This window comes from Serratia sp. CY27727, from assembly GCF_052169275.1.
Classification (GTDB): Bacteria; Pseudomonadota; Gammaproteobacteria; order Enterobacterales; family Enterobacteriaceae; genus Serratia; species Serratia sarumanii.
This window is the reverse complement of record NZ_JBJNLB010000015.1, coordinates 62,583-83,779: the sequence shown is the minus strand read 5'-3', so window position 1 is coordinate 83,779 and position 21,197 is coordinate 62,583. Positions and strand designations below refer to the sequence as shown.

The 21,197-nt window shown below is 63.4% G+C and carries 13 protein-coding genes; 7 read left to right on the top strand and 6 right to left on the bottom strand.

The window, feature by feature from the left end; translation table 11 throughout:
* Positions 1-24: 24 nt before the first annotated feature.
* From gntU to iclR, 3 genes are all read right to left on the bottom strand, one after another.
* A complete protein-coding gene (gntU, locus tag ACJ8HB_RS23375) occupies positions 25-1,362 on the bottom strand; it encodes a gluconate transporter (protein ID WP_079657000.1) in 1,338 nt (445 codons plus the stop codon).
* The gene (gntK, locus tag ACJ8HB_RS23370) at positions 1,359-1,898 is read right to left on the bottom strand and encodes a gluconokinase (RefSeq protein WP_094860200.1); all 540 of its coding nucleotides are present in this window, start codon (positions 1,896-1,898) and stop codon (positions 1,359-1,361) included. Before gntK ends, gntU begins: the two co-directional genes overlap by 4 nt.
* Before the next feature lie 253 nt (positions 1,899-2,151).
* Positions 2,152-2,982, bottom strand: coding sequence for a glyoxylate bypass operon transcriptional repressor IclR (iclR, locus tag ACJ8HB_RS23365; RefSeq protein WP_004936648.1), 831 nt, complete (start codon positions 2,980-2,982; stop codon positions 2,152-2,154).
* Between the two features lie 196 nt (positions 2,983-3,178).
* Here iclR and metH point away from each other — a divergent pair, with 196 nt between their 5' ends.
* Positions 3,179-6,874, top strand: coding sequence for a methionine synthase (metH, locus tag ACJ8HB_RS23360; RefSeq protein ID WP_094860199.1), 3,696 nt, complete (start codon positions 3,179-3,181; stop codon positions 6,872-6,874).
* Between the two features lie 37 nt (positions 6,875-6,911).
* Here metH and ACJ8HB_RS23355 read toward each other — a convergent pair whose 3' ends face one another.
* Positions 6,912-7,622 carry a UTRA domain-containing protein gene (locus tag ACJ8HB_RS23355; protein WP_033636232.1) on the bottom strand — a complete coding sequence of 237 codons (711 nt, stop codon included), beginning with the start codon at positions 7,620-7,622 and terminating at the stop codon, positions 6,912-6,914.
* A gap of 193 nt (positions 7,623-7,815) precedes the next feature.
* Here ACJ8HB_RS23355 and ACJ8HB_RS23350 point away from each other — a divergent pair, with 193 nt between their 5' ends.
* The 6 genes from ACJ8HB_RS23350 (at position 7,816) to ACJ8HB_RS23325 (ending at position 14,230) form a co-directional block, all read left to right on the top strand.
* A complete protein-coding gene (locus tag ACJ8HB_RS23350; protein WP_033631954.1) occupies positions 7,816-8,877 on the top strand; it encodes an ABC transporter substrate-binding protein in 1,062 nt (353 codons plus the stop codon).
* 11 nt (positions 8,878-8,888) lie between these two features.
* Positions 8,889-9,698, top strand: a complete 810-nt coding sequence (locus tag ACJ8HB_RS23345) for an alkaline phosphatase family protein (RefSeq protein WP_033649695.1) — start codon at positions 8,889-8,891, stop codon at positions 9,696-9,698.
* A complete protein-coding gene (locus ACJ8HB_RS23340) occupies positions 9,695-10,540 on the top strand; it encodes an ABC transporter permease (protein ID WP_047570340.1) in 846 nt (281 codons plus the stop codon). The genes ACJ8HB_RS23345 and ACJ8HB_RS23340 overlap by 4 nt, the downstream gene beginning before the upstream one ends.
* A 17-nt stretch (positions 10,541-10,557) precedes the next feature.
* Positions 10,558-11,343: an ABC transporter permease gene (locus ACJ8HB_RS23335; protein WP_047570342.1), complete on the top strand. Its 786-nt coding sequence runs from the start codon at positions 10,558-10,560 to the stop codon at positions 11,341-11,343.
* Between the two features lie 4 nt (positions 11,344-11,347).
* Entirely contained in the window at positions 11,348-12,340 is a 993-nt protein-coding gene (locus ACJ8HB_RS23330) for an ABC transporter ATP-binding protein (protein WP_033649699.1), read from the top strand.
* 240 nt (positions 12,341-12,580) lie between these two features.
* The gene (locus tag ACJ8HB_RS23325) at positions 12,581-14,230 is read left to right on the top strand and encodes a Na/Pi cotransporter family protein (protein WP_033636226.1); all 1,650 of its coding nucleotides are present in this window, start codon (positions 12,581-12,583) and stop codon (positions 14,228-14,230) included.
* A gap of 48 nt (positions 14,231-14,278) precedes the next feature.
* Here ACJ8HB_RS23325 and ACJ8HB_RS23320 read toward each other — a convergent pair whose 3' ends face one another.
* Both ACJ8HB_RS23320 and ACJ8HB_RS23315 read right to left on the bottom strand, forming a co-directional pair.
* Complete coding sequence (locus ACJ8HB_RS23320) at positions 14,279-19,105, bottom strand: hemagglutinin repeat-containing protein (RefSeq protein ID WP_047570344.1); 4,827 nt, start codon at positions 19,103-19,105, stop codon at positions 14,279-14,281.
* A 45-nt stretch (positions 19,106-19,150) separates the two neighbouring features.
* Entirely contained in the window at positions 19,151-20,830 is a 1,680-nt protein-coding gene (locus tag ACJ8HB_RS23315; RefSeq protein WP_047570346.1) for a ShlB/FhaC/HecB family hemolysin secretion/activation protein, read from the bottom strand.
* Positions 20,831-21,197: the final 367 nt, after the last annotated feature.

Here is a 21,197-nt window from a genome sequence, read left to right as displayed (position 1 = left end):
GCAAGGCCGGGGGCGATTTAGGATTTAAAACATCGTGAATGCAATCATGCCGATAGCGCCGCCGACGCTGCCCAGAATCGTTTCCATCACCGTCCAGGTTTTCAGCGTTTGCAGTTCGTTGGCGCCGGTGAATTTGCCGAACAGCCAAAAACCGGCGTCGTTGACGTGGCTCAGCACGATGGAGCCGCCGGCGATGCAGATAGCCAGCGCGGCCAGCTGCCCGCCGTTCAGCCCGAGCTGGCTGGTGACCGGCAGCACCAGGCCGACGGTGGTCAGACAGGCGACGGTGGCCGAGCCCTGAATCACCCGCACCATGGCGGAGAGCGCGAAGGCGGCCACGGCGATCGGCAGGCCGGCGCCGATCATGGCGTCACCCAGCGCCGGTCCTACGCCGGAATCCACCAGGATCTGTTTGAACACCCCGCCGGCGCCGGTCATTAGCAGGATGATCCCGGCCGGTTGCACCGCGGCGGAGCAGATGGCCAGCGTCTGTTCGTTGCTCATGCCGCGCGGCTTCGCCAGGCCGTAAATCACGATCAGGCAGGCCAGCAGAATGGCGGTGAACGGGTGGCCGATAAACTCCAGCCACTGCTGCAGTTGCGAGCCGGGGGTGACCAGCCGCGCGCCGATGGTCTTCATGCCGACCAGCACCAGCGGGCACAGCACCAGCGCCAGGCTGAAGCCGAACGACGGCAAATTGCCCTTGGTCAACGTCGGCTCGTTCTCTTCCGGCGGCATCGGCCAGTTGACGAAGCGGCTGATAAAGCTGCCGTACAGCGGGCCGGCGATCAGCATGCCGATCACCGCCGCCACCAGGCCGATGGCGATCATCCAGCCGAAGTCGGCCTTCATCTGCGAAGCCAGCAGCATCGGCACCGGCCCCGGCAGCAGGAAGGAGGCGGCGGCGGCCACACCGGCGAACAGCGGAATGGCCAGCTTGACGATATTGCCGTCGGTGCGGCGCGCCACGGCGAACACGATGCCGATCAGCAGCACCACCGCCACGTCGAAGAATAGCGGCAGCGCGCAGATCAGGCCGGCGATGCCGAGCGCGTAGTGCGCCTTGCTTTGTCCGAATCGTTTCAGCAATTGCGCCGCAATTTGATCGAGCGCGCCGACCTCATGCAGGATCTTGCCGAACATCGCCCCGAGCGCCACCACGATCGCCAGGAAACCCAGCGTGTCGCCCATGCCTTTTTGCATGGTGTCGGCAATATGGTCCAGCGGCATGCCGGAGAAGATGCCGGCGGCGATGGACACCAGCATCAGCGCGACGAAGGCGTGCATGCGCGCCTTCATCACCAGGAATAACAGCAGTAAAACCGAGCCGACTGCGGTACTGACCAGCGTTACGGTACTCACGCGCACACGCCCTGCGGCAGGAAGCTCTGGATATGGCGCACGGTATCGGCGATCACTGCGTCCAGCGGCTGGTTGATGTCGATCGCCATCACGTCGTTCTCGTCGGCGCCGGGCTGCTCCAGCGCGGCGAACTGGGTGACCAGCATCTGCGGTTTGAAGAAGTGACCGTTACGCGCCGCCAGGCGGGATTCGATCACCGGGAACTCGCCGTGCAGATAGATGAACGACAGGTTGCCGTTGCCGGCGCGCAGGCGGTCGCGATACTGCTTTTTCAGCGCCGAGCAGACGATGATCGACACGTTGTTGGTGCGCTGCATGGCGAAGGCGGCGTCGTTGAGCGCGGCCAGCCACGGGGCGCGATCGTCGTCGTTCAACGCTTCGCCGGCGGCCATCTTCAGGATGTTGCTGCGCGGATGCAGGAAGTCGCCGTCGAGGAAGCCGGCGGAGAGTTGGCGGGCCGCGGCGGCGGCGACGGCGGACTTGCCGCTGCCGGAAACGCCCATAACGACGTAAATGCGATTTTGATTGTTGGTCATGGCTTGGCTCCAAAACACCGGGTGACGTTACCTTCGTTCAGCTTGTTTGTTACCGGTAACATGTTATCGGTAACATTGTCGAAGGAAGTTTGAGCGGTTGCAATGGGCTTTCGCCGTGAGGATCGTTAACTGTGATCGGCTTCAAGCTTTTTTCCCGTGCGCTACACAGGATGCCGATAGCCTGTTACATGCTGACAACAGAGCAAGGAATCAGGAGAGAGGGCGCGCAGGGGCGCCCCTCGGAGGGGTGGGATCAGCGCACGCCGCCGTAGGCCAGGCTGATCTCTTTGGCCGCGTGGATCACCAGCGCCCCCAGCTCGATCACGCGATCGTCGGTGATGCGCGACACCGGGCCGGAGATGGAGATGGCGGCGAAGGCTTCGCGGTGCTCGTCGAAGATGCAGGCCGCCACGCAGCGCAGGCCGAGCGCGTGCTCTTCGTCGTCAAAGGAGAAGCCCTGTTTGCGGATCTGCGCCAGCCCCTCTTTCAGGTTGTGCGGCGTCAGGGTGTGCGGCGTGTAGGTGTGCATGCCTTTCTTGTGCAGCAGTTTGGTCACCTGATCGTCCGGCAGGGTGGCGAGGAACGCCTTGCCGGCGCCGGAGGCGTGCATCGGCAGTTTGCCGCCGATTGGCGCCGACATGCGCATCAGCGCCGTACACTGCACCTGATCGATGATGATCGCCTGGTACTCGCTGGTATCCAGCACCGCCAGGTTGACGGTTTCGCCGGACTCTTCCATCAGGCGGCGTAGCGTCGGGTGCACCATCGCCAGCAGGTTGCGGCTTTGCAGGAAGCTGCTGCCGACCACAAAGGCGTGCGAGCCGATGGTCCACAGGCCGAGATCGCCGACCTGGCGCACGAATCCCTGCTGCTGCATGGTGGTGAGCAGGCGGTGAGTGGTGGAGTTCGGCAGGCCGGCCTGCTGGGCCAGATCGGTCAGCGCCACGTTGCCCTGGGCTTCCGAAATGTACTCCAACAGCTTCAGGCCACGGGTCAACGATTGTACCTGGCCGGTCGCCGCACTGGCGGCCGGGGCTGCTGCGCGGGGCTTCTTGCCGCGTTTGGCGGGAGCAGGGGTGGCCATGGGTAAGATTCCTTTTTCCGTATGATGGAATTCATTTTCGTTTTTTGTCGATGAATTGCAAGTCGCCGTCAGCTCATCGGAGGTGTTGGCGCACAACCTGAAAAACTCTCAATTGTCGTCTGGCCCTTTGTCCTTACAAGCTGTGCTAGGATGACTCGTTGGTTTTTGCGGCAGTTGAGCAATGGGCTGGATGGCAATGGAAGGGGTTACAGTGACGAATCGAGTAGAACAACTGCGCCGCCAGTTAGCGCAGCGCATTTTGGTGTTGGACGGCGGCATGGGCACCATGATCCAGAGCTATCGTCTGGATGAGCGCGATTTCCGCGGTGAGCGTTTCGCCGACTGGCGCAGCGATCTGAAAGGCAATAACGATCTGCTGGTGCTGACCAAGCCGGAAGTGATCGCCGCCATTCATTACGCCTATCTCGAGGCGGGCGCCGATATCCTTGAAACCAATACCTTCAACGCCACCTCCATCGCCATGGCCGACTACCACATGGAGTCGCTGTCCGCCGAGATTAACTATCAGGCCGCCTGCCTGGCGCGCACCTGCGCCGACGAATGGACGGCGCGCACGCCGGAAAAACCGCGCTACGTCGCCGGGGTGTTGGGGCCGACCAACCGCACCGCGTCCATCTCGCCGAACGTCAACGATCCGGCGTTCCGCAACATCTCGTTCGACGAGCTAGTGACGGCTTACCGCGAATCGACCCGTGCGCTGGTGGAGGGCGGCGTCGATCTGATCATGATCGAAACCATCTTCGACACCCTGAATGCCAAGGCCGCCGCCTTTGCGGTGGAAACCGAATTCGAAGCGCTGGGGGTGGAACTGCCGATCATGATTTCCGGCACCATCACCGACGCTTCCGGCCGCACTTTGTCCGGCCAGACCACCGAGGCGTTTTACAATTCGCTGCGCCACGTCAAGCCGCTGACCTTCGGCCTGAACTGCGCTCTGGGCCCGGACGAACTGCGTCAGTACGTCGCCGAGCTGGCGCGCATCTCGGAGACCTACGTCACTGCGCACCCGAACGCCGGTTTGCCGAACGCCTTCGGCGAGTACGATCTGGATGCGGCCGAGATGGCGCGCCAGGTCAGGGAGTGGGCGCAGGCCGGCTTTCTCAATATCATCGGCGGCTGCTGCGGCACCACGCCGGAACATATCGCCGCGATGGCCAAGGCGGTCGAGGGCGTGCCGCCGCGCCGGCTGCCGGAGATCCCGGTCGCCTGCCGCCTGGCGGGCCTGGAGCCGCTGACCATCGATGCCAACACCCTGTTCGTCAACGTCGGCGAGCGCACCAACGTCACCGGTTCGGCGCGATTCAAACGGCTGATCAAAGAAGAGAAATACAATGAGGCGCTCGACGTGGCGCGCCAGCAGGTCGAGAGCGGCGCGCAGATCATCGACATCAACATGGACGAGGGGATGCTCGACGCCGAAGCGGCGATGGTGCGCTTCCTCAACCTGATCGCCGGCGAGCCGGATATCGCCCGGGTGCCGATCATGATCGACTCCTCCAAGTGGTCCGTTATCGAGAAAGGCCTGAAATGTATCCAGGGCAAGGGCATCGTCAACTCGATCTCGATGAAGGAGGGCGAAGAGGCCTTTATCCATCACGCCAAACTGGTGCGCCGCTATGGCGCCGCGGTGGTGGTGATGGCGTTCGACGAAGTGGGGCAGGCTGACACCCGCGAGCGTAAGTTCGAGATCTGCCGCCGCGCCTATAACATTCTGACCGAGCGCGTCGGCTTCCCGCCGGAAGACATCATTTTCGACCCGAACATTTTCGCCGTCGCTACCGGTATCGAAGAGCACAACAACTACGCCGTCGACTTTATCGAAGCCTGCGCCGACATCAAAACCCACCTGCCGCACGCGATGATCTCCGGCGGCGTGTCCAACGTGTCGTTCTCGTTCCGCGGCAACGATCCGGTGCGTGAAGCGATCCATGCGGTGTTCCTGTATCACGCCATTCGCAACGGCATGGACATGGGCATCGTCAACGCCGGGCAATTGGCGATTTATGACGATTTAAGCGCCGAGCTGCGCGACGCGGTGGAGGACGTGATCCTCAACCGTCGCGAGGACGGCACCGAACGCCTGCTGGAGCTGGCCGAAAAATACCGTGGCAGCAAAGATAATGACGTGGCGGTGCAGCAGGCGGAGTGGCGCGGCTGGCCGGTGGAGAAACGGCTGGAGTATTCGCTGGTGAAGGGCATCACCGAATTTATCGAGCTGGACACCGAAGAAGCGCGGCAGCAGGCCGAACGCCCGATCGAAGTGATCGAAGGGCCGCTGATGGCGGGGATGAACGTGGTCGGCGATCTGTTCGGCGAGGGCAAGATGTTCCTGCCGCAGGTGGTGAAATCCGCCCGCGTGATGAAGCAGGCGGTGGCCTATCTGGAACCGTACATCGAGGCCAGCAAGCAGCAGGGCACCTCCGCGGGCAAAATCCTGTTGGCGACGGTGAAGGGCGACGTGCACGACATCGGCAAGAACATCGTCGGCGTGGTACTGCAGTGCAACAACTATGAAATCGTCGATCTGGGCGTGATGGTGCCGACGGAGAAAATCCTGCGCACCGCGCGCGAGGAGAACGTCGATATCATCGGCCTGTCGGGGCTGATCACGCCATCGCTGGACGAGATGGTCAACGTGGCCAAAGAGATGGAGCGACAGGGCTTTACGCTGCCGCTGCTGATCGGCGGCGCCACCACCTCCAAGGCGCACACCGCGGTGAAAATCGAGCAGAACTACAGCGGCCCGACCACCTACGTGCAAAACGCCTCGCGCACCGTGGGCGTGGTGTCGGCGCTGCTGTCCGCCACCCAGCGCGACGAGTTTGTGGCGCGCACCCGCAAAGAGTATGAAACGGTGCGCATTCAGCATGCGCGCAAAAAGCCGCGCACGCCGCCGGTCGATTTGCAGAAGGCGCGCGCCAACGCCATGGCGCTGGACTGGGCCGATTATCAGCCGCCGGTGCCGCGGCAGCTCGGCGTGTTCCCGGTGGCGGCCGGCATTGAGACGCTGCGCCACTACATCGACTGGACGCCGTTCTTCATGACCTGGTCGCTGGCGGGCAAATACCCGCGCATCCTGGAAGACGAGGTGGTGGGGGAAGAGGCCAAACGCCTGTTCCACGACGCCAATCAGATGCTGGATCGGCTGGCCGCCGAGCGCAGCCTCAACCCGCGCGGCGTTTACGGTCTGTTCCCGGCCAACCGCGTCGGCGATGACGTGGAGGTGTACCGCGACGAACGGCGTGACGAGGTGCTGGCGGTGAGCCGCCATCTGCGCCAGCAGACGGAAAAAACCGACTTCCCGAACTACTGCCTGGCGGACTTTGTGGCGCCGAAAAGCAGCGGCAAGGCCGACTACTTCGGCGCCTTCGCGGTGACCGGCGGGCTGGAGGAGGACGCGCTGGCGGCGGCGTACGACGCGCAGCACGACGATTACAACAAAATCATGGTTAAGGCGCTGGCGGATCGCCTGGCGGAGGCCTTCGCCGAATACCTGCATGAGCAGGTGCGCAAGCTGCACTGGGGCTATGCCGCCGACGAGAGCCTGAGCAACGAAGAGCTGATCCGCGAAAACTATCAGGGCATCCGGCCGGCGCCGGGCTACCCCGCCTGTCCGGAACACACCGAGAAAGCGACCATCTGGCAGCTGCTGGACGTCAACCGCCACACCGGCATGGAGCTGACGGAGTCGTTCGCCATGTGGCCGGGCGCGGCGGTGTCCGGCTGGTACTTCAGCCATCCTGAAAGCAAATACTTCGCGGTGGCGCAGATCCAGCGCGATCAGGTGGAAGACTACGCGGCGCGTAAAGGGATGAGCGTGAGCGAGGTCGAACGCTGGCTGGCGCCTAACCTCGGCTACGACGCCGACTGATTTCCTCTTTAAGGGCGCAGCGATGCGCCCTTGTCATTTACTGCGCTTCCACGTCGATGTGCAGCGCATCGTAACGCCAATACTCCAGGTCGCAATCGATCACCCGGTCGTGCTGATCGCGGTTCACCCGCGTAATGAACAGCGCCGGGCTGCCGTAGGTCACCTTCAGCATGGCGGCGGCCTGCTGCGGCAGCAGGGTGGGCAGCATGTCGAAACGCACCCGGCCGTAGTGAATGCCGTAGCGCGCGGCGTACAGCGCGGTCAGCGACTGGGTCAGATCTTCGTCCAGTATGCCGGGGAAGTAGGCCGGGTTGAGGTAGTGCTCGCAGTACAGCACCGCGCGCCCATCGATGTAGCGCAGCCGGCGAATGCGATAGGCCTGCGCGCCGGGAGGCAGCGCCAGGCGGCCGGCCAGCGGCGCGTCGAGCGTGACTACCGCGCTGTCGATCGCCTCGGTATGGGCGGCGCGCCCCTGTTGCTGCGCCATGGCGTGAAAATGGCTGCGCTGCAGCGGGTTATAGATCAGGCGCGGGGGCGAAATGAACCAGCCGCGCCGCACCTGGCGGTAGATGACCCCCTGCGCCTCCAACTGGCCGAGCGCCTCCTGCAAGGTAATGCGGGTGGTGGCGAACTGTTCGCTCAGGGCGCGTTCGGAGGGCAGCTTGCCGCCCACGGCGAATTCGCCTGCGGCGATGCGCGCGTTCAGCGTTTGGCAGATGGTGGCTACGGTCGTCGGTGCTTCACTCATACAGCGGGTGTCCCGTTTCAGTGCGTTTGGCCTCCCTTAAGGTAGACCAGCGTCGCGTTTTCGCCGTTGCAATGGGTGATAAAACCGTCGCTTTTTTAAGCTGACATATAATTATCACATTCGTCCGTTAGATTGGTTTGGTCCTTGCTGGACTAGTCCAACCATCCCCACACTACCACCTGGAGCATCAGTTATGAAACGTTTGTGCGCTTCTGTGTTAACCAGTGCCATCGTGTTATCCAGCCAGATGAGCTGGGCCGCGGATACCGATCTGGCGGCGCTGGAGCAGGCCGCGAAGAAAGAAGGCGAAGTCAACAGCGTCGGCATGCCGGACAGCTGGGCCAACTGGAAAGGCACCTGGCAAGATCTGTTGAGCAAATATGGCCTGAAGCATGTCGATACCGACATGAGCTCCGCGCAGGAGATCGCCAAATTCGATGCGGAAAAGAACAACGCCACGGCGGACATTGGTGACGTCGGCGCGGCCTTCGGCCCGGTGGCGGTGCAGAAGGGCGTGACGCAGCCGTACAAACCCTCTACCTGGGATCAGGTGCCGGAGTGGGCGAAAGACAAAGACGGCCACTGGGCGCTGGCTTACACCGGCACTATCGCCTTCATCATCAATAAACAGCAGGTGAAAGACATTCCGCACAGCTGGGCCGATCTGCTGAAGGGCAGCTATCAGGTCACCATCGGCGACGTCGGCACCGCGTCGCAGGCGGCCAGCGGCGTGCTGGCGGCCACCTACGCCATGGGCGGCAACGAGAAAAACCTCAAGCCGGGCCTGGAATTCTTCGGCAAGCTGGCCAAGGCCGGCCGTCTGAGCCTGAGCAATCCGGTGATCGCATCGCTGGAGAAAGGGGAAGTGCAGGTTGGCGTGGTGTGGGACTTCAACGGCCTGAACTACCGCGATCAGATCGACAAAACCCGTTTTGAAGTGCTGATCCCGTCGGACGGCTCGATCACCTCCGGCTACACCACCATCATCAACAAATACGCCAAGCACCCGAACGCCGCCAAGCTGGCGCGCGAATACATCTTCTCTGACGCCGGCCAGATCAACCTGGCGCGCGGCTATGCGCGCCCGATCCGCGCCGAGCATCTGACGCTGCCGGACGACGTCAAGGCCAAGCTGCTGCCGGCCGAGCAGTACAAGAACGCGCACCCGATCGCCGATCCGGCGGCCTGGGAACAGAGCGCCAAAGCGCTGCCGCGTCTGTGGCAGGAAAACGTCATTATGTTTATGCAGCAGTGAGTTAACGCACCATGAAAACGATCCTCGTGCTGCTGGACGGCCTCAACTACCGGGTGGCGCACGACGCCATGGGCTATCTGCAGGCCGAATGCGCGGCGGGACGCGGACGGTTGTACCTGTTGGAGAGCGAGCTGCCCTCGCTCTCCCGGCCGCTGTATGAATGCATCCTCACCGGCGTCACGCCGGTGGAGAGCGGCGTGGTGCACAACCACGTCTCGCGCCTTTCTCATCAACAAAGCGTGTTTCATTACGCGCGCGCCGCCGGGTTGACCACCGCCGCCGCCGCGTATCATTGGTTCAGCGAATTGTATAACCGCACGCCGTTCGACGCCGCGCGCGACCGCCATACCGACGCCCCCGAGCTGCCGATCCAGCACGGGCATTTCTATTACGACGACGGCTATCCCGACAGCCATCTGTTCGACGACGCCGAAAGCCTGCGCCTGCGGCATCAGCCGGATTTCCTGCTGATCCACCCGATGAACATCGACGACGCCGGGCACCGCTTCGGCCTCTCTTCGCCGCAGTACCGCAACGCGGCGCGGCGCGCCGACGGCTCGCTGTCGCGCTATCTGCCCGAGTGGCTGGCGGCCGGTTATCAGGTGCTGGTCACCGCCGATCACGGCATGAACGACGATCGCAGCCACGGCGGCGTGTTGCCGGAAGAGCGCCAGGTGCCGCTGTTCGTGTTCGGCTCGGGCTTCAGCCAGGACGATGCCGATCCGCAGCAAACCGAGCTGTGCGGCACGATCTGCGATCTGCTGCAGGTGCCGCATGACAAGCCGCGTTGTCGGGCGCTGCTGGCGCAGGATGCGCGATGAACGGCCAAACCAAATGGATCGCCGCGCTGTGCCTGCTGCCGTTTATCGTGCTGTTCGGCGCGTTTCAGATCGCCCCGCTGGTGTGGATCGCCGTTCACAGCTTTTTCAGCGAGACCGGCGGCTGGGGATGGGGCAACTATGTCGATATCCTCACCTCGCCGTTCTACCTGCAGGCCTTTCAGTTCTCGCTGGAGATCTCGCTGTGGTCGAGCGTCTACGGCTTGCTGATTGCGTTAGTGGGCAGTTACTCGCTGCGCCAGCTCGGCCAGACCCGATTTCATGACTTCGTGATGTCGTTCACCAACATGACCAGCAACTTCGCCGGGGTGCCGCTGGCGTTCGCCTTCGTCATTCTGCTGGGGCTGAACGGTTGCCTGACGCTGTTGCTGCGCAAATACGGTTTGATGGAGAGTTTCAATCTCTATTCGAAGAGCGGCCTGATCGTGCTGTATACCTATTTCCAGATCCCGCTGGGGGTGCTGTTGCTGTATCCGGCGTTCGACGCGCTGCGCGCCGACTGGCGCGAGTCGGCGGCGCTGCTCGGCGCCGGCCCCTGGCGCTACTGGCGGCATATCGGCCTGCCGGTGCTGGCGCCGGCGCTGATGGGCACCTTCGTCATCCTGCTGGCCAACGCGCTGGGCGCCTACGCTACGGTGTACGCGCTGACCACCGGCAACTTCAACGTGATCCCGATCCGCATCTCGGCATTGGTGGCGGGGGACATCTCCCTCGATCCGAACCTGGCCAGCGCGCTGGCGATGCTGCTGGTGGTGATGATGGCGTTTATCACGGTGATCCACCAATGGATGCTGCGCAGGAGCTACCTCAATGCGCGCTCATAATCGGATGGAGAATGCTCATGTCGCGTGCTGAACGCCTGTACCATCGCACGGTGACCGGCCTGCTGCTGTTGATCCTGCTGCTGCCGCTGGCGGCGACGCTGATTTACGCGCTGGCCACCCAGTGGGGCGCCACCATTTTACCGGACGGTTTTACCCTGAAGTGGCTGACGGCGCTGTGGAGCGACCCGCGCTTTTTGCAGGCGCTGTGGCACTCGCTGCTGATCTGCTTCGGCACGCTGCTGCTGTCGGTAGTGGTGATCCTGCCGGCGATGTTTGTGATCGCTTACTACTTCCCCAGGCTGGACGCGGTGATGAACGTGCTGATTCTGCTGCCGTTCGCCGTGCCGCCGGTGGTGTCGGCGGTGGGGCTGATGCAGCTGTTCGCCGCCGATCCGCTGCCGCTGCTCGGCACTCCCTGGATTTTGGTGGGCTGCTATTTCACCATCGCGCTGCCGTTTATCTACCGCGCCATCAGCAACAACATGCAGGCGATCAACCTGCGCGATCTGATGGACGCCGCGCACCTGCTCGGCGCCAGCACCTGGCAGGCGGCGCTGTGGGTGGTGCTGCCGAACCTGCGCAAGGGCGGAACGATCGCCGTGCTGCTGTCGTTCTCGTTCCTGATCGGCGAGTTCGTGTTCGCCAACCTGCTGGTGGGCAGCCAGTATGAAACGCTGCAGGTCTACCTGTACAACATGCGCAACGGCAGCGGGCACTTCACCAGCGCTCTGGTCATCTCCTATTTCGCCGTGGTGCTGCTCGTCACCTGGCTGGCGAACCTGCTGAATAAAAACAAGGGTTAACCTGATGGCTTATCTCAACGTCACCCGCCTGAACAAACACTATGGCCAGACGCAGGTGTTTCAGGATATCGATTTCACCGCCGAAGAGGGGGAGTTCGTCACCCTGCTGGGGCCGAGCGGCTGCGGCAAATCGACGCTGCTGCGCTGCCTGGCCGGCCTGACCCCGGTCGACAGCGGGCAAATCTTGTTGCAGGGTCAGGATCTGGTGCCGCTGGCGCCGCAAAAGCGCGGCATCGGCATGGTGTTCCAAAGCTATGCGCTGTTTCCCAATATGACGGTGGAAGGCAACGTGGCCTTCGGGCTGAAAATGCAGAAGCTGGCGGCCGGGCAGATCGGCCAGCGGGTGCAGGAGGTGCTGGCGCTGGTGGAGCTGAGCGATCTGGCGAAGCGCTATCCGCATCAGCTGTCGGGCGGCCAGTGTCAGCGCGTGGCGCTGGCGCGATCGCTGGTCACTCGCCCGCGGCTGCTGCTGCTCGACGAACCGCTGTCGGCGCTGGACGCGCGCATCCGCAAACACCTGCGCGAGCAGATCCGGCGCATTCAACGCGAGCTGAACCTGACGGCGATCTTCGTCACCCACGATCAGGAAGAGGCGCTGACCTTGTCGGATCGCATCGTGCTGATGAACAAGGGGCAGATCGTGCAGAGCGGCGATGCGGAAACCCTGTATACCCAGCCGGCGGACGCCTTCGCCGCCGGGTTTATCGGCAACTATAATCTGCTGACCGCCGAACAGGCCGCCCAGCTGACCGGGCGCAGCTATGTCGGCAAGGTGGCGATCCGGCCCGAATCGATCGGCCTGTTGCCGGCCGGGCAGGGGATCGGCGGGGTGATCCTGGGCCACAGTTTGCTCGGGAATGTGGTACGCTATCGGATTCAGGTTCGCGGTGTAGAATTGCTGGTTGACGTGCTCAACCGGTCGGTGGCCGACCTGCGGCCCGACGGCGAGCAAATTGGGCTACACTTGGAACCTGTTGTATTGCGGGAAGTTGCATGACTTCGCAGCGCGGCGCCGGGGCCTTTCCGCCGCCGCATTAACCCTTCTCTTCTGCGGTCTGCCGCCCGCCCGCTGTCCTGCCAGACCTACGCCCGGCAGGCGGGACCGCGCGCTGTACCCGTCATCTTTTGGCCTACCGGCTGCGGCTAAGGCGAACAGAACCGTTCCGTCTTTCCGCACCGCCTGACAGGCATCGGGTACCAGCCTCCTTTGGCCGGGCGTTAATGGAGCGTATCTTCCGTGCTGACCCTTCTTCACCTGCTTTCCTCCGTGGCGCTGTTGGTGTGGGGCACCCACATCGTGCGCACCGGGATCATGCGGGTTTACGGCGCCAATCTGCGGCGCGTGTTGAGCGACAGCGTTGAGAAAAAGCCGCTGGCGTTCGTTTCCGGCATCGGCGTGACCGCGCTGGTGCAGAGCAGCAACGCCACGGCGCTGCTGGTGACCTCTTTCGTTGCGCAGGGGCTGGTGGGGCTGGCGCCTGCACTGGTGATCATGCTCGGCGCCGACGTCGGCACCGCGCTGATGGCGCGCGTGCTGACCTTCGATCTTTCCTGGCTGTCGCCGCTGCTGATCCTGATCGGCGTCTTCCTGTTCCTCAGCCGCAAGCAGATGCGGATCGGCCAGATCGGGCGCGTCCTGATCGGCCTTGGGCTGATCGTGCTGGCGCTGGAGCTGATCGTGGCTGCCGCCACGCCGATCACCCAGGCGGCCGGGGTGAAAGTGCTGTTCTCGTCGCTGACCGGCGACGTGATGCTGGACGCCCTGACCGGCGCGCTGTTCGCCATCGTCAGCTATTCCAGCCTGGCGGCGGTGCTGCTGACCGCCACCCTGACCGCATCCGGCGTGATCTCGCTGAAGGTGGCGCTCTGCCTGGTGATCGGCGCCAACCTCGGCAGCGGCCTGTTGGCGATGATCAACGCCAGCGGCCAGAACGCCGCCGGGCGGCGCGTGGCGCTCGGCAGCCTGCTGTTCAAGCTGGTGGGCTGTGTGCTGGTGCTGCCGTTCGTTTCCTATCTGGCGGATGTGATGGCTCAGCTGCCGGGCGGCAGCGAAGAGCTGGTGATCTACTTCCACGTGTTCTACAACCTGATCCGCTGCCTGGTGATGATCCCGCTGGCCGGGCCGATGGCGACGCTGTGCGAGCGGCTGATCGTCGACGTGGCGGCCGACGATCCGCGCATGCGTCCGCGCCATCTGGACGCCAGCGCGCTGGACACGCCGACGCTGGCGTTGGCCAATGCGGCGCGCGAAACGTTGCGCATGGGCGACGTGGTGGAACACATGATGATCCTGCAGCGCGAAGTGCTGCACGGCAAGCAAGGGGTGGATAAAGAAGTGCGGCGCCTCGACGATGACGTCGACGTGCTGTACACCGCCATCAAGCTGTATCTGGCGCAGATCCAGAAGGAAGATCTGGGCGAGGAAGACTCGCGCCGCTGGGCGGAGATCATCGAAATGGCGCTTAACCTGGAACAGGCGGGCGACATCATCGAGCGCATGGCCGGCGACGTGGGCGCCAAGTCGCACGCCGCGCGCCGCGCCTTCTCGGCGGAAGGATTGGCGGAACTGGACGGGCTGCATGAGCGGCTGATCGGCAACCTGCGCCTGGGGCTGTCGGTGTTCCTGTCCGGCGACGTCACCAGCGCCAAGCGCCTGCGCCGTTCCAAGCATCGCTTCCGCATTCTGGATCGCCGCTACGCGCACGCGCACGTCGATCGCTTGCATCAGCAAAACGTGCAGAGCATCGAGACCAGTTCGTTGCATTTGGGGTTGTTGGGGGACATGAAGCGTTTGAACTCTCTGTTCTGCGCCGTGGCTTACAACGTGTTGGATCAGGATGCCAAGGACGACGATCGCGACTGGGAAGACACCCCGAGCACGCTGTAAAAAAAATGCCCCCGGTGAAAACCGGGGGCATTGCGTAGGGGAGGAGCGTTATTTGCCGCTGAACACGCCGGCTTTGGCGTCCGCCTGCTGAGTCGAAGCATGGCCGCTGACGAACGGCACGTTGCCGTCGACGCTTTGCTTCGCCGCGCCGCCTAACAGCCCGCCTACCGTGGCCGCCGCATCGACGCGGCCGCCGCCCTGATAGCGTTGGCCGCTGACGTCCTGCTGGCTGACCTTGCTGCCGCCCAGTTCCACCTTGCCCTGCCGGCTGCGGATCTCGCCGCCGGTCAGTTGGGTTTGGCCGCCGACCTGCAGCGCCACGCCGTGCTTACCGGTAATCGCCGACTGCTCGCCGACCGCGTTGTTGTTCACCACGTCGGCATTGACCTTGAGCTGCCCTTGGCGACCGGCCGGCCCGGTGATGCTGTCTTTCACCGCGCCGCCGACGGTGCGTGCACCGCGATCCCACAGCGGGCCCTGCGGTTTTTCGCCGGCCGGCGTTGCCGGCAGCGTCACTTTGCCGTCGGCCTTGCTGAAGCTGACCGCGCCGGTGGTGTCCTGCTGCGGATCGAGACGACGCGCCACGCTGTTGTACTTGTCGGTGGTGGCGTTGGCCACTTTATTCACCCCGGCGTCCAGTTTCTCTTTCACTTTCCCGGCGTAGCGCGGCGTGCCCACCTTCGACAGCTTGGAGGTGATGCTGCTGCCCGGATCGTTGCTGTGGCTCAGCCCGGCATCCACCTCCACCTTCACGCCTTTCTCGACGTCCTTGCGGCTTTCAACGTGCAGATCGCCGCCTACCTTGCCCTGTACGCTGTCGGCATCGACGCGCGCCCCGGCGAGGCGGGTGTCTTTGCCGCTGTTGAGCGCCACGTCGCCTGCGGTGATGCCGGTGTTGGCGTGAGTGGTTTTGTCCTGCTGTTCCACGCCGACCTTCAGACCGGCGCCCAGCGTATGGGTGTCTTTGCCGGTGTTCGGATCGACCTTGCCGCCGGCGTCCTTGTTGAACGTTTGGCCGCCTTTGGCGTTGGCTTTGATGCCCAGGCTCCAGTTGTCCTTGTGCTGCTCGTTCTTGGCGGACTCCAGCAGGATGCCGCCGTTTTTCGCCTCGAGCGCGGCGCTGCCGCCGCTGACCTTGGCGCCCTGCAGATGCAGCGCGTCATCGCCTTTGCCGTTGGCGGACAGGGTGACCTTGCCGTCTGAGGCTAGCGTGGTGCCCTGGCGTTCGGTCGCGGACTCATTCACCTTGGCGATGTCGAAGGCGCCGCCGGCGGAGAGGCTGCCGCCGGTTTTTTCCTTGCTGTCGCTGCTGCCGGCGCCCAGATCGAGATTGCCGGACAGCTGGCTTTCCTTACGCGTTTGGGTCGATTCCGCCGCCTGCAGCGCAACCTTGTTGCCCGCGCTCAGGGTGACGTCGCCCTGGCTCTTGACGTTGGTGCCCTGCAGCGTCAGATCGCGGCCCGCCTTCAGCTCCACGCCCTGTTGACCGCTGACGTTACCGACCTGCGCGGTGCTGCCGCTGCTTTCGCCGCTGCGGGTGCCGCCGCCGAAGCCGGCGCCGAAGTTTTTGCTGTCGGCGGTGAAACCGCCCTTGGCGGAGGCTTTGACGTTAAAGCCGCTGTGGCTCTCGCTTTGTTTGTCGCTGGCCTGATCGAAGCGGATATCGCCGCCGGCGTTGACGGTGGTTTTACCGCTGCCGCCGTTCAGCGCGGTGCCCTGATAGACCGCATCTTGTTTCACGTTGACGTTGATGCCGTTGGCCGCGTCGATCGTGCCGGTCACCGCCTGGCTGGCGTTGCTGTTGCTGCGCTGGGTGCCGCCTTCGCCCTTGGCGTCTACGGTCAGATCGCTGCCGGTGGAGGTGTAGACGCGTACGCCGGCGCTGCCGCGGGTATCGCGGTTCTGCTCTTCCTGGCGGTTCGTCGCGGCTTCGCTGCGGTGGCTGTCCGCCGTCAGCGTGACCGCGCCTTTGCTCGCCTGATACTGCGTGCCCTGATCGCGCACTTCGCCTTTGGCGTTGATGTCGATGCTGCCGGCTTTCACCGAGCTGACCACCGCCTGCGAGCTGCTGCTGCGTTTTTCGCTGCTGCCGCCCTGCGCGCCGATATCCAGGCCGACGTTAGGCGCGCCGATGCCGCCGATGTCGTTGATGACGCCGGTGGCGTCCAGCTTGGCCGCCTTGCCGACCGCGCGCTCGACCGGGCGGGTCACGGCGCTGTAATCGACGTTGGCGCCGATGTTCACGCCGACGTCGGTTTTGGTGGTGGTGCTGCTGGCGGTGTCGGCGGCGGCCAAATGATCGACGCCCGCGGCGTTCTCTTGGTAGGCGCCGCCGACGCTGTGCTGCGCGCCTTGCTGGGTCAGCTTGTCACGGGCGTTGACAGTCAGGTTGCCTTTGACGTCGCTGCCGGAGGTGACCGCCTTGCTGCTCTGCGCCTGCGTTTTGCTGTTCTCGTAGCCGGCTTCCACGCCGCTGCCGAGCTTGTCGATGCCGCCGGTGTAATAGAAACCGCCGCCGATCTTGGTCTGCTCGGTGTTCGAGGTGGTTTTATCGTCGGCCGCCAGGAACGAAACCTTGTTGCCGCTGACGCTGGCGTCGCCTTTGTCGGCGACCAGTTTGGAGCCGCTGAAGATCACGTCCTTGTCTGCCTCGAGCTTCACGCTGCCGCCGCTGAGGGTGGCGCCGTGGTTCTCGGTGCGGGTGGTTTTCTCGCTGTCGCGGGTGTGTTCGATGCGCAAACCGGCGCGGTATTGCTTGTCGCCGGCTTCTTTGGCGTAGCCGTTGACGGTAAGCGCGGTCTTCTGCTCATCGATTTTTTGCTGCTGTTCGGCGGCCTTGACGTTGATGCTGCCGGTCTGCGAGGTGACGCTCAGCTCGCCGCCGCTGGCGACCTGGCTGCCGATGACGTCGGTATCCTTACGGCTGACCAGCTTCAGGTTGGTGTCAGACTTCAACTCGCTGGCGGTGCTGCTCTGGTAGCTGTTGTCGGCCTTGTGCGAACTGCTGGTGATGTTGAAGGCGGTGCCGGTGCGCGCATCGATTTTGTCTACGGTGGTGCTCAGCGCGTTGTCGATGCGCAGGCCGCCCTGGGTGGCGGTGACCAGGCCGCCTTCCTTGCCGCGGGCCTTGCTGCCGGTGATGGTGACGCCCTGCTGGCCGTTCAGGCGCAGGGTGCCGTCGCTGGTCAGCTCGGAGGCGTGGCTGATCTCGCGGCGGTTGCTGTTGTTTTTGTTGTCGCCGCCGCCGATGCCGCCCCAGGAGGTTTTGTCATCGCGTACCGCTTTGGCGTTGGCGGTTTTCTGCACCCCGACCTGGATCTGGTTGTCTGCGTCGATCGTCAGATCGCGCTGGGCGTGGACCTTGGCGCCCTGGGTAGTGACATTGCGGCCGGCTTTCAAGGTCAGTTCGCCCTGGCTACGCAGTTCGCTGGCCTTCAGGCTCTCGCTTTCGTCGCTGCTGCTCCAACTGCCGGTGCGCAGGCTGGAGGTGTGGTTGCGCTGATAGCCGCGCTCGGTGGACTTATCCTTCTCCACCAGCCCGGCGAGGTGCACGTCGCGCGCCGCTTTGACGCTCAGCGCCCGATCGGCGCTGACGTTGGCGCCCAACAGGTTCACGTCTTCCCGGGTACTGACGAGTGTGGCGTTGCCGCCGGCGGCGACGGTGCTGCCCGCCTGCTGCTGCTGCTCGCGCTCACGGGTGACGTCGTATTGCCAGGAGTAGAACCAGCGGTCGTCGGTGTGGCCCTGGGTCTGTTTCAACTGCTGGCCGTCGAGCGTCAGCTTGCCGCCCTGCAGCGTGATGTCTTCGCCGCGAATATCGGTGGCGGTGAGGTGCGCGTGGTTATCCGCCAGCAGGCTGATGTTCTTGCCTTTCAGCTCGGTGCGGGTCAGCTTCTGGCTGCTGCTGCGGTCGTTGACATAGATGCCGCCGCGGTAGTTCTGGTAGTTGTCGCCGCCGTTGCGGTTGCTGCTGGCGTCGTCAACGCGGCTTTCGCTGCGAATATCGTAGGCTTTCACCTTGAGCTCGTCACCGGCGGCCAGCGTGCCGGCCAGCTTCACGCCGCTGCCCTGCGCGGTGTTGATGATGTTGATGCGCCCGGCCTGCATGCTGCCGAGGTAGTAGCTGTCCAGCGCAGTGGTCGGCTGTACGCTGGCCAGCACCTTGCCGTCGCGCGCCACCCGGTTATGGCCGCTGATGGCGTTGATCGCCGCCGGCGTCACGCTGCCGTTGCGATGGGTGAAGTCTTGCACGATCACGTCGCCGCGGCTGTCTATCTTCGGCGCGATCAGATCCAGCACGCCGCCGGCGTTCAGGACGCCGTTGAGGCTCAGGGTATTGCGGTTGTCCAGGGTGCTGTAGCCCTGCAGCAGGCCGTTCTCCACCAGCGGGTTGCCGACCACCAGCGAGGAGCGGCTGGTGTTGATGAACCCGCAGCCCTGGCAGCTGATGCCGTTCGGGTTGGCCAGCACGTAGTCGGCCGCCATGCCGAAGATCTCTTGCTGGCCATGCAGCAGCGACGGGTTGCGGCCGATCACTTCATTGAGGATCACGCTGGCTTCGCGCCCGCCCAGATTGGGGTTGGCGCCCAGTTGGCCGGCCAGCTGCGACAGCCCCGCTTCGCGAGAGTTGTTCAGCACGGCGCCGGGCTGGTTGACGTTAAAGTCCTGGTATTGGTTGTGCGACAGCCCGTTGCCGTTCGGCGCGACGATGTCGACCACCTGCGCGCCGGTCGCGGCGGTGGAAACGCCGGGGCCGTTGGCGCCGTTGGCCGCCACGATCTCCGCGGCGTAGGCGCCGGCGGAAGCGGCGAGAATAATCGCCAGCGCGGCGGCCAGTTTGCCCGCTGCTGAAAGCCTGAAGTTATTATTTTTCATCCATGTTTCTCCGTATATTGCCGTGGGGTCCTGCAAAACTGCTGATTAAAAGGTGTAAGAAAAGCGCGCCAGTACCTGAACGGGATCTTCCGGCGTGGCGTGATTCGACAAGATCCAGCCGCGGCTGACCTCGAGATCGACCAGCGCCTGCCGATAGCGCAACGTGGCGCCGCTGCTCAGGCCGGCGCTGCTGCGCCACCCCGAGCTGTCCTGGCGCGGCAAAATGCGGCCGACGTCGGCGCCGAGGCGCGGCGTCAGCGTGGTGGCACCCAGATTGAAGCTGCGCGACAGCGTGTTCTGCAGATACCAGCCGTTGTCGCCTGACTGGGTGCTGCGGCTGAAGCCGCGCACGGCGCTGCGATCGGTAAGGCTCAGCCACTCCACGCCGGGCAGCGGGTCGCGGCTGTACTGGCCATAGAACAGGTTGTTGAGCTGATAGGTGGCGTCACCCAGGTGAAGGCGCTGGCTGAGGTTGGCGAACAGCTTGCCTTTGGTGAACTGGCTGTCGAGGTGCACCGAGCTTGGGTGGCGACCGGCCCCCAGCCACGGCAGGCCCTGTTCGACGCTGAGGTTGGCGCTGAACACCCCGTTGGGCAGAATTTGCAGGTGGCTGGCGCTCAGTTCGGCCAGGGTTAGGGTGGGGCTGCTGACCTCGAGGCGCACGCTTTCGAAGTAGTTGTCGATGCGCTTGTAGGTCAACTGGCCGCTCAGGCTGTCTATCTGATCGCGATCGCGGTAAAACACGTAGTCGCTGCGCAGACCATACTGCTGGGTCTGGCCGTGCAGTTTGACCAGGTTGTGCGGCAGCTGCTGGTGGTTCTCGTAGGACGAGAAGCTGGCGAACCCGCTGAAGGTGAACGCGCCGTACGGCAACGAATAGAGCAGGGTATAGGCGCGGTTATAGCGGTGAGCCGGGTTTTCCAGCGTGCTGTTGGCGTTCAGGCTGACGAAGTCCGACAGGCCGAACGGGCTGTCCAGCGTGGCGGTGGCGCGAGCCAACCACTGGCCGGTGCTTTTTTGGCCGTAATTATCCGTGCCGACGGTAATCAGCCAGGGCTTGGCATGCTGATTGCGCAAACGAATGACCGAACCGCCAACCTGGCGGCCGGGCAATATATCCAGCTTGGTGGTATTCGATTGCAAACGGTTGGCCTGATCCAATCCCTGGTCGAGCTCGGTTAATTTCAACGGCTTGCCTTCCAGCCCTGGAAATAATAAACGGCTGTTGACCCAGCGATCGCCGCCTTCTATTTTCTCGATAAATCCTTCGGTGACGCTTAATCCCAATTCTCCCTGTGAATTAGGGCGAACAATTTGCACGCGCGCGGTGATATAGCCTTTTTGCACATAAAGGCGCGTTAATTCACGGGTCAGGCGATTGATATCGTTGCTGCTGATGCACTGTTCCGGCAGCGCGCTCAGGGCGGATAAATCGGCCGGCGAGAGCAGGGTGACGCCCTGCAGATAAACGCCGGCGATCGGCAGGCACTGCGCGGACTGCGGCAGGGCGGGCGCGACCGGTTCCGGCTCCGCCAGCAAGCGTTGCTGTTTCAGCTGCTGGTAGCGGCGTTGCTCAATCAACTGGTTGACTTCACGCGTGCTGTCTTGCAGCGCGCGGCGCGACTCCCCCATCGACATATCCCGCATCATGTGGGCGTCCGGCAGGGTTTCGGCGGAAAGGACCGTGCTGACCAACAGCGTCAAAGCGGTGATTTTTTTTATCATTGTAATCCATTATGAGAGGCCGCCGGGGCAACCAGCCCAATCCATGAGGTTAACCACGGGCGGCCGACGGCCGGCCCGAAATAATGAGCGACATGCACATTGCGAGGTATCTTGATTTGCCGCGGCAAATAAGACGGTGGGTATATATCTAAATAATAATTAGGCTGCTTCTTTTATGGCGGGCAACCCTGGCGACTTAATTAATTAAAAAAAGTAGAACGTTTCTTCCTCTTTCCAACATTATCGGCATGGCTAGGAAGAATCTGAATTTTTATTTTTCACGGATGATAGGGTATGAGGGGAATTATGACAATCCGACCAGTGGGAAATACGAAATTTCGCAGGAAAGAAAAGGGACGCAATTGTT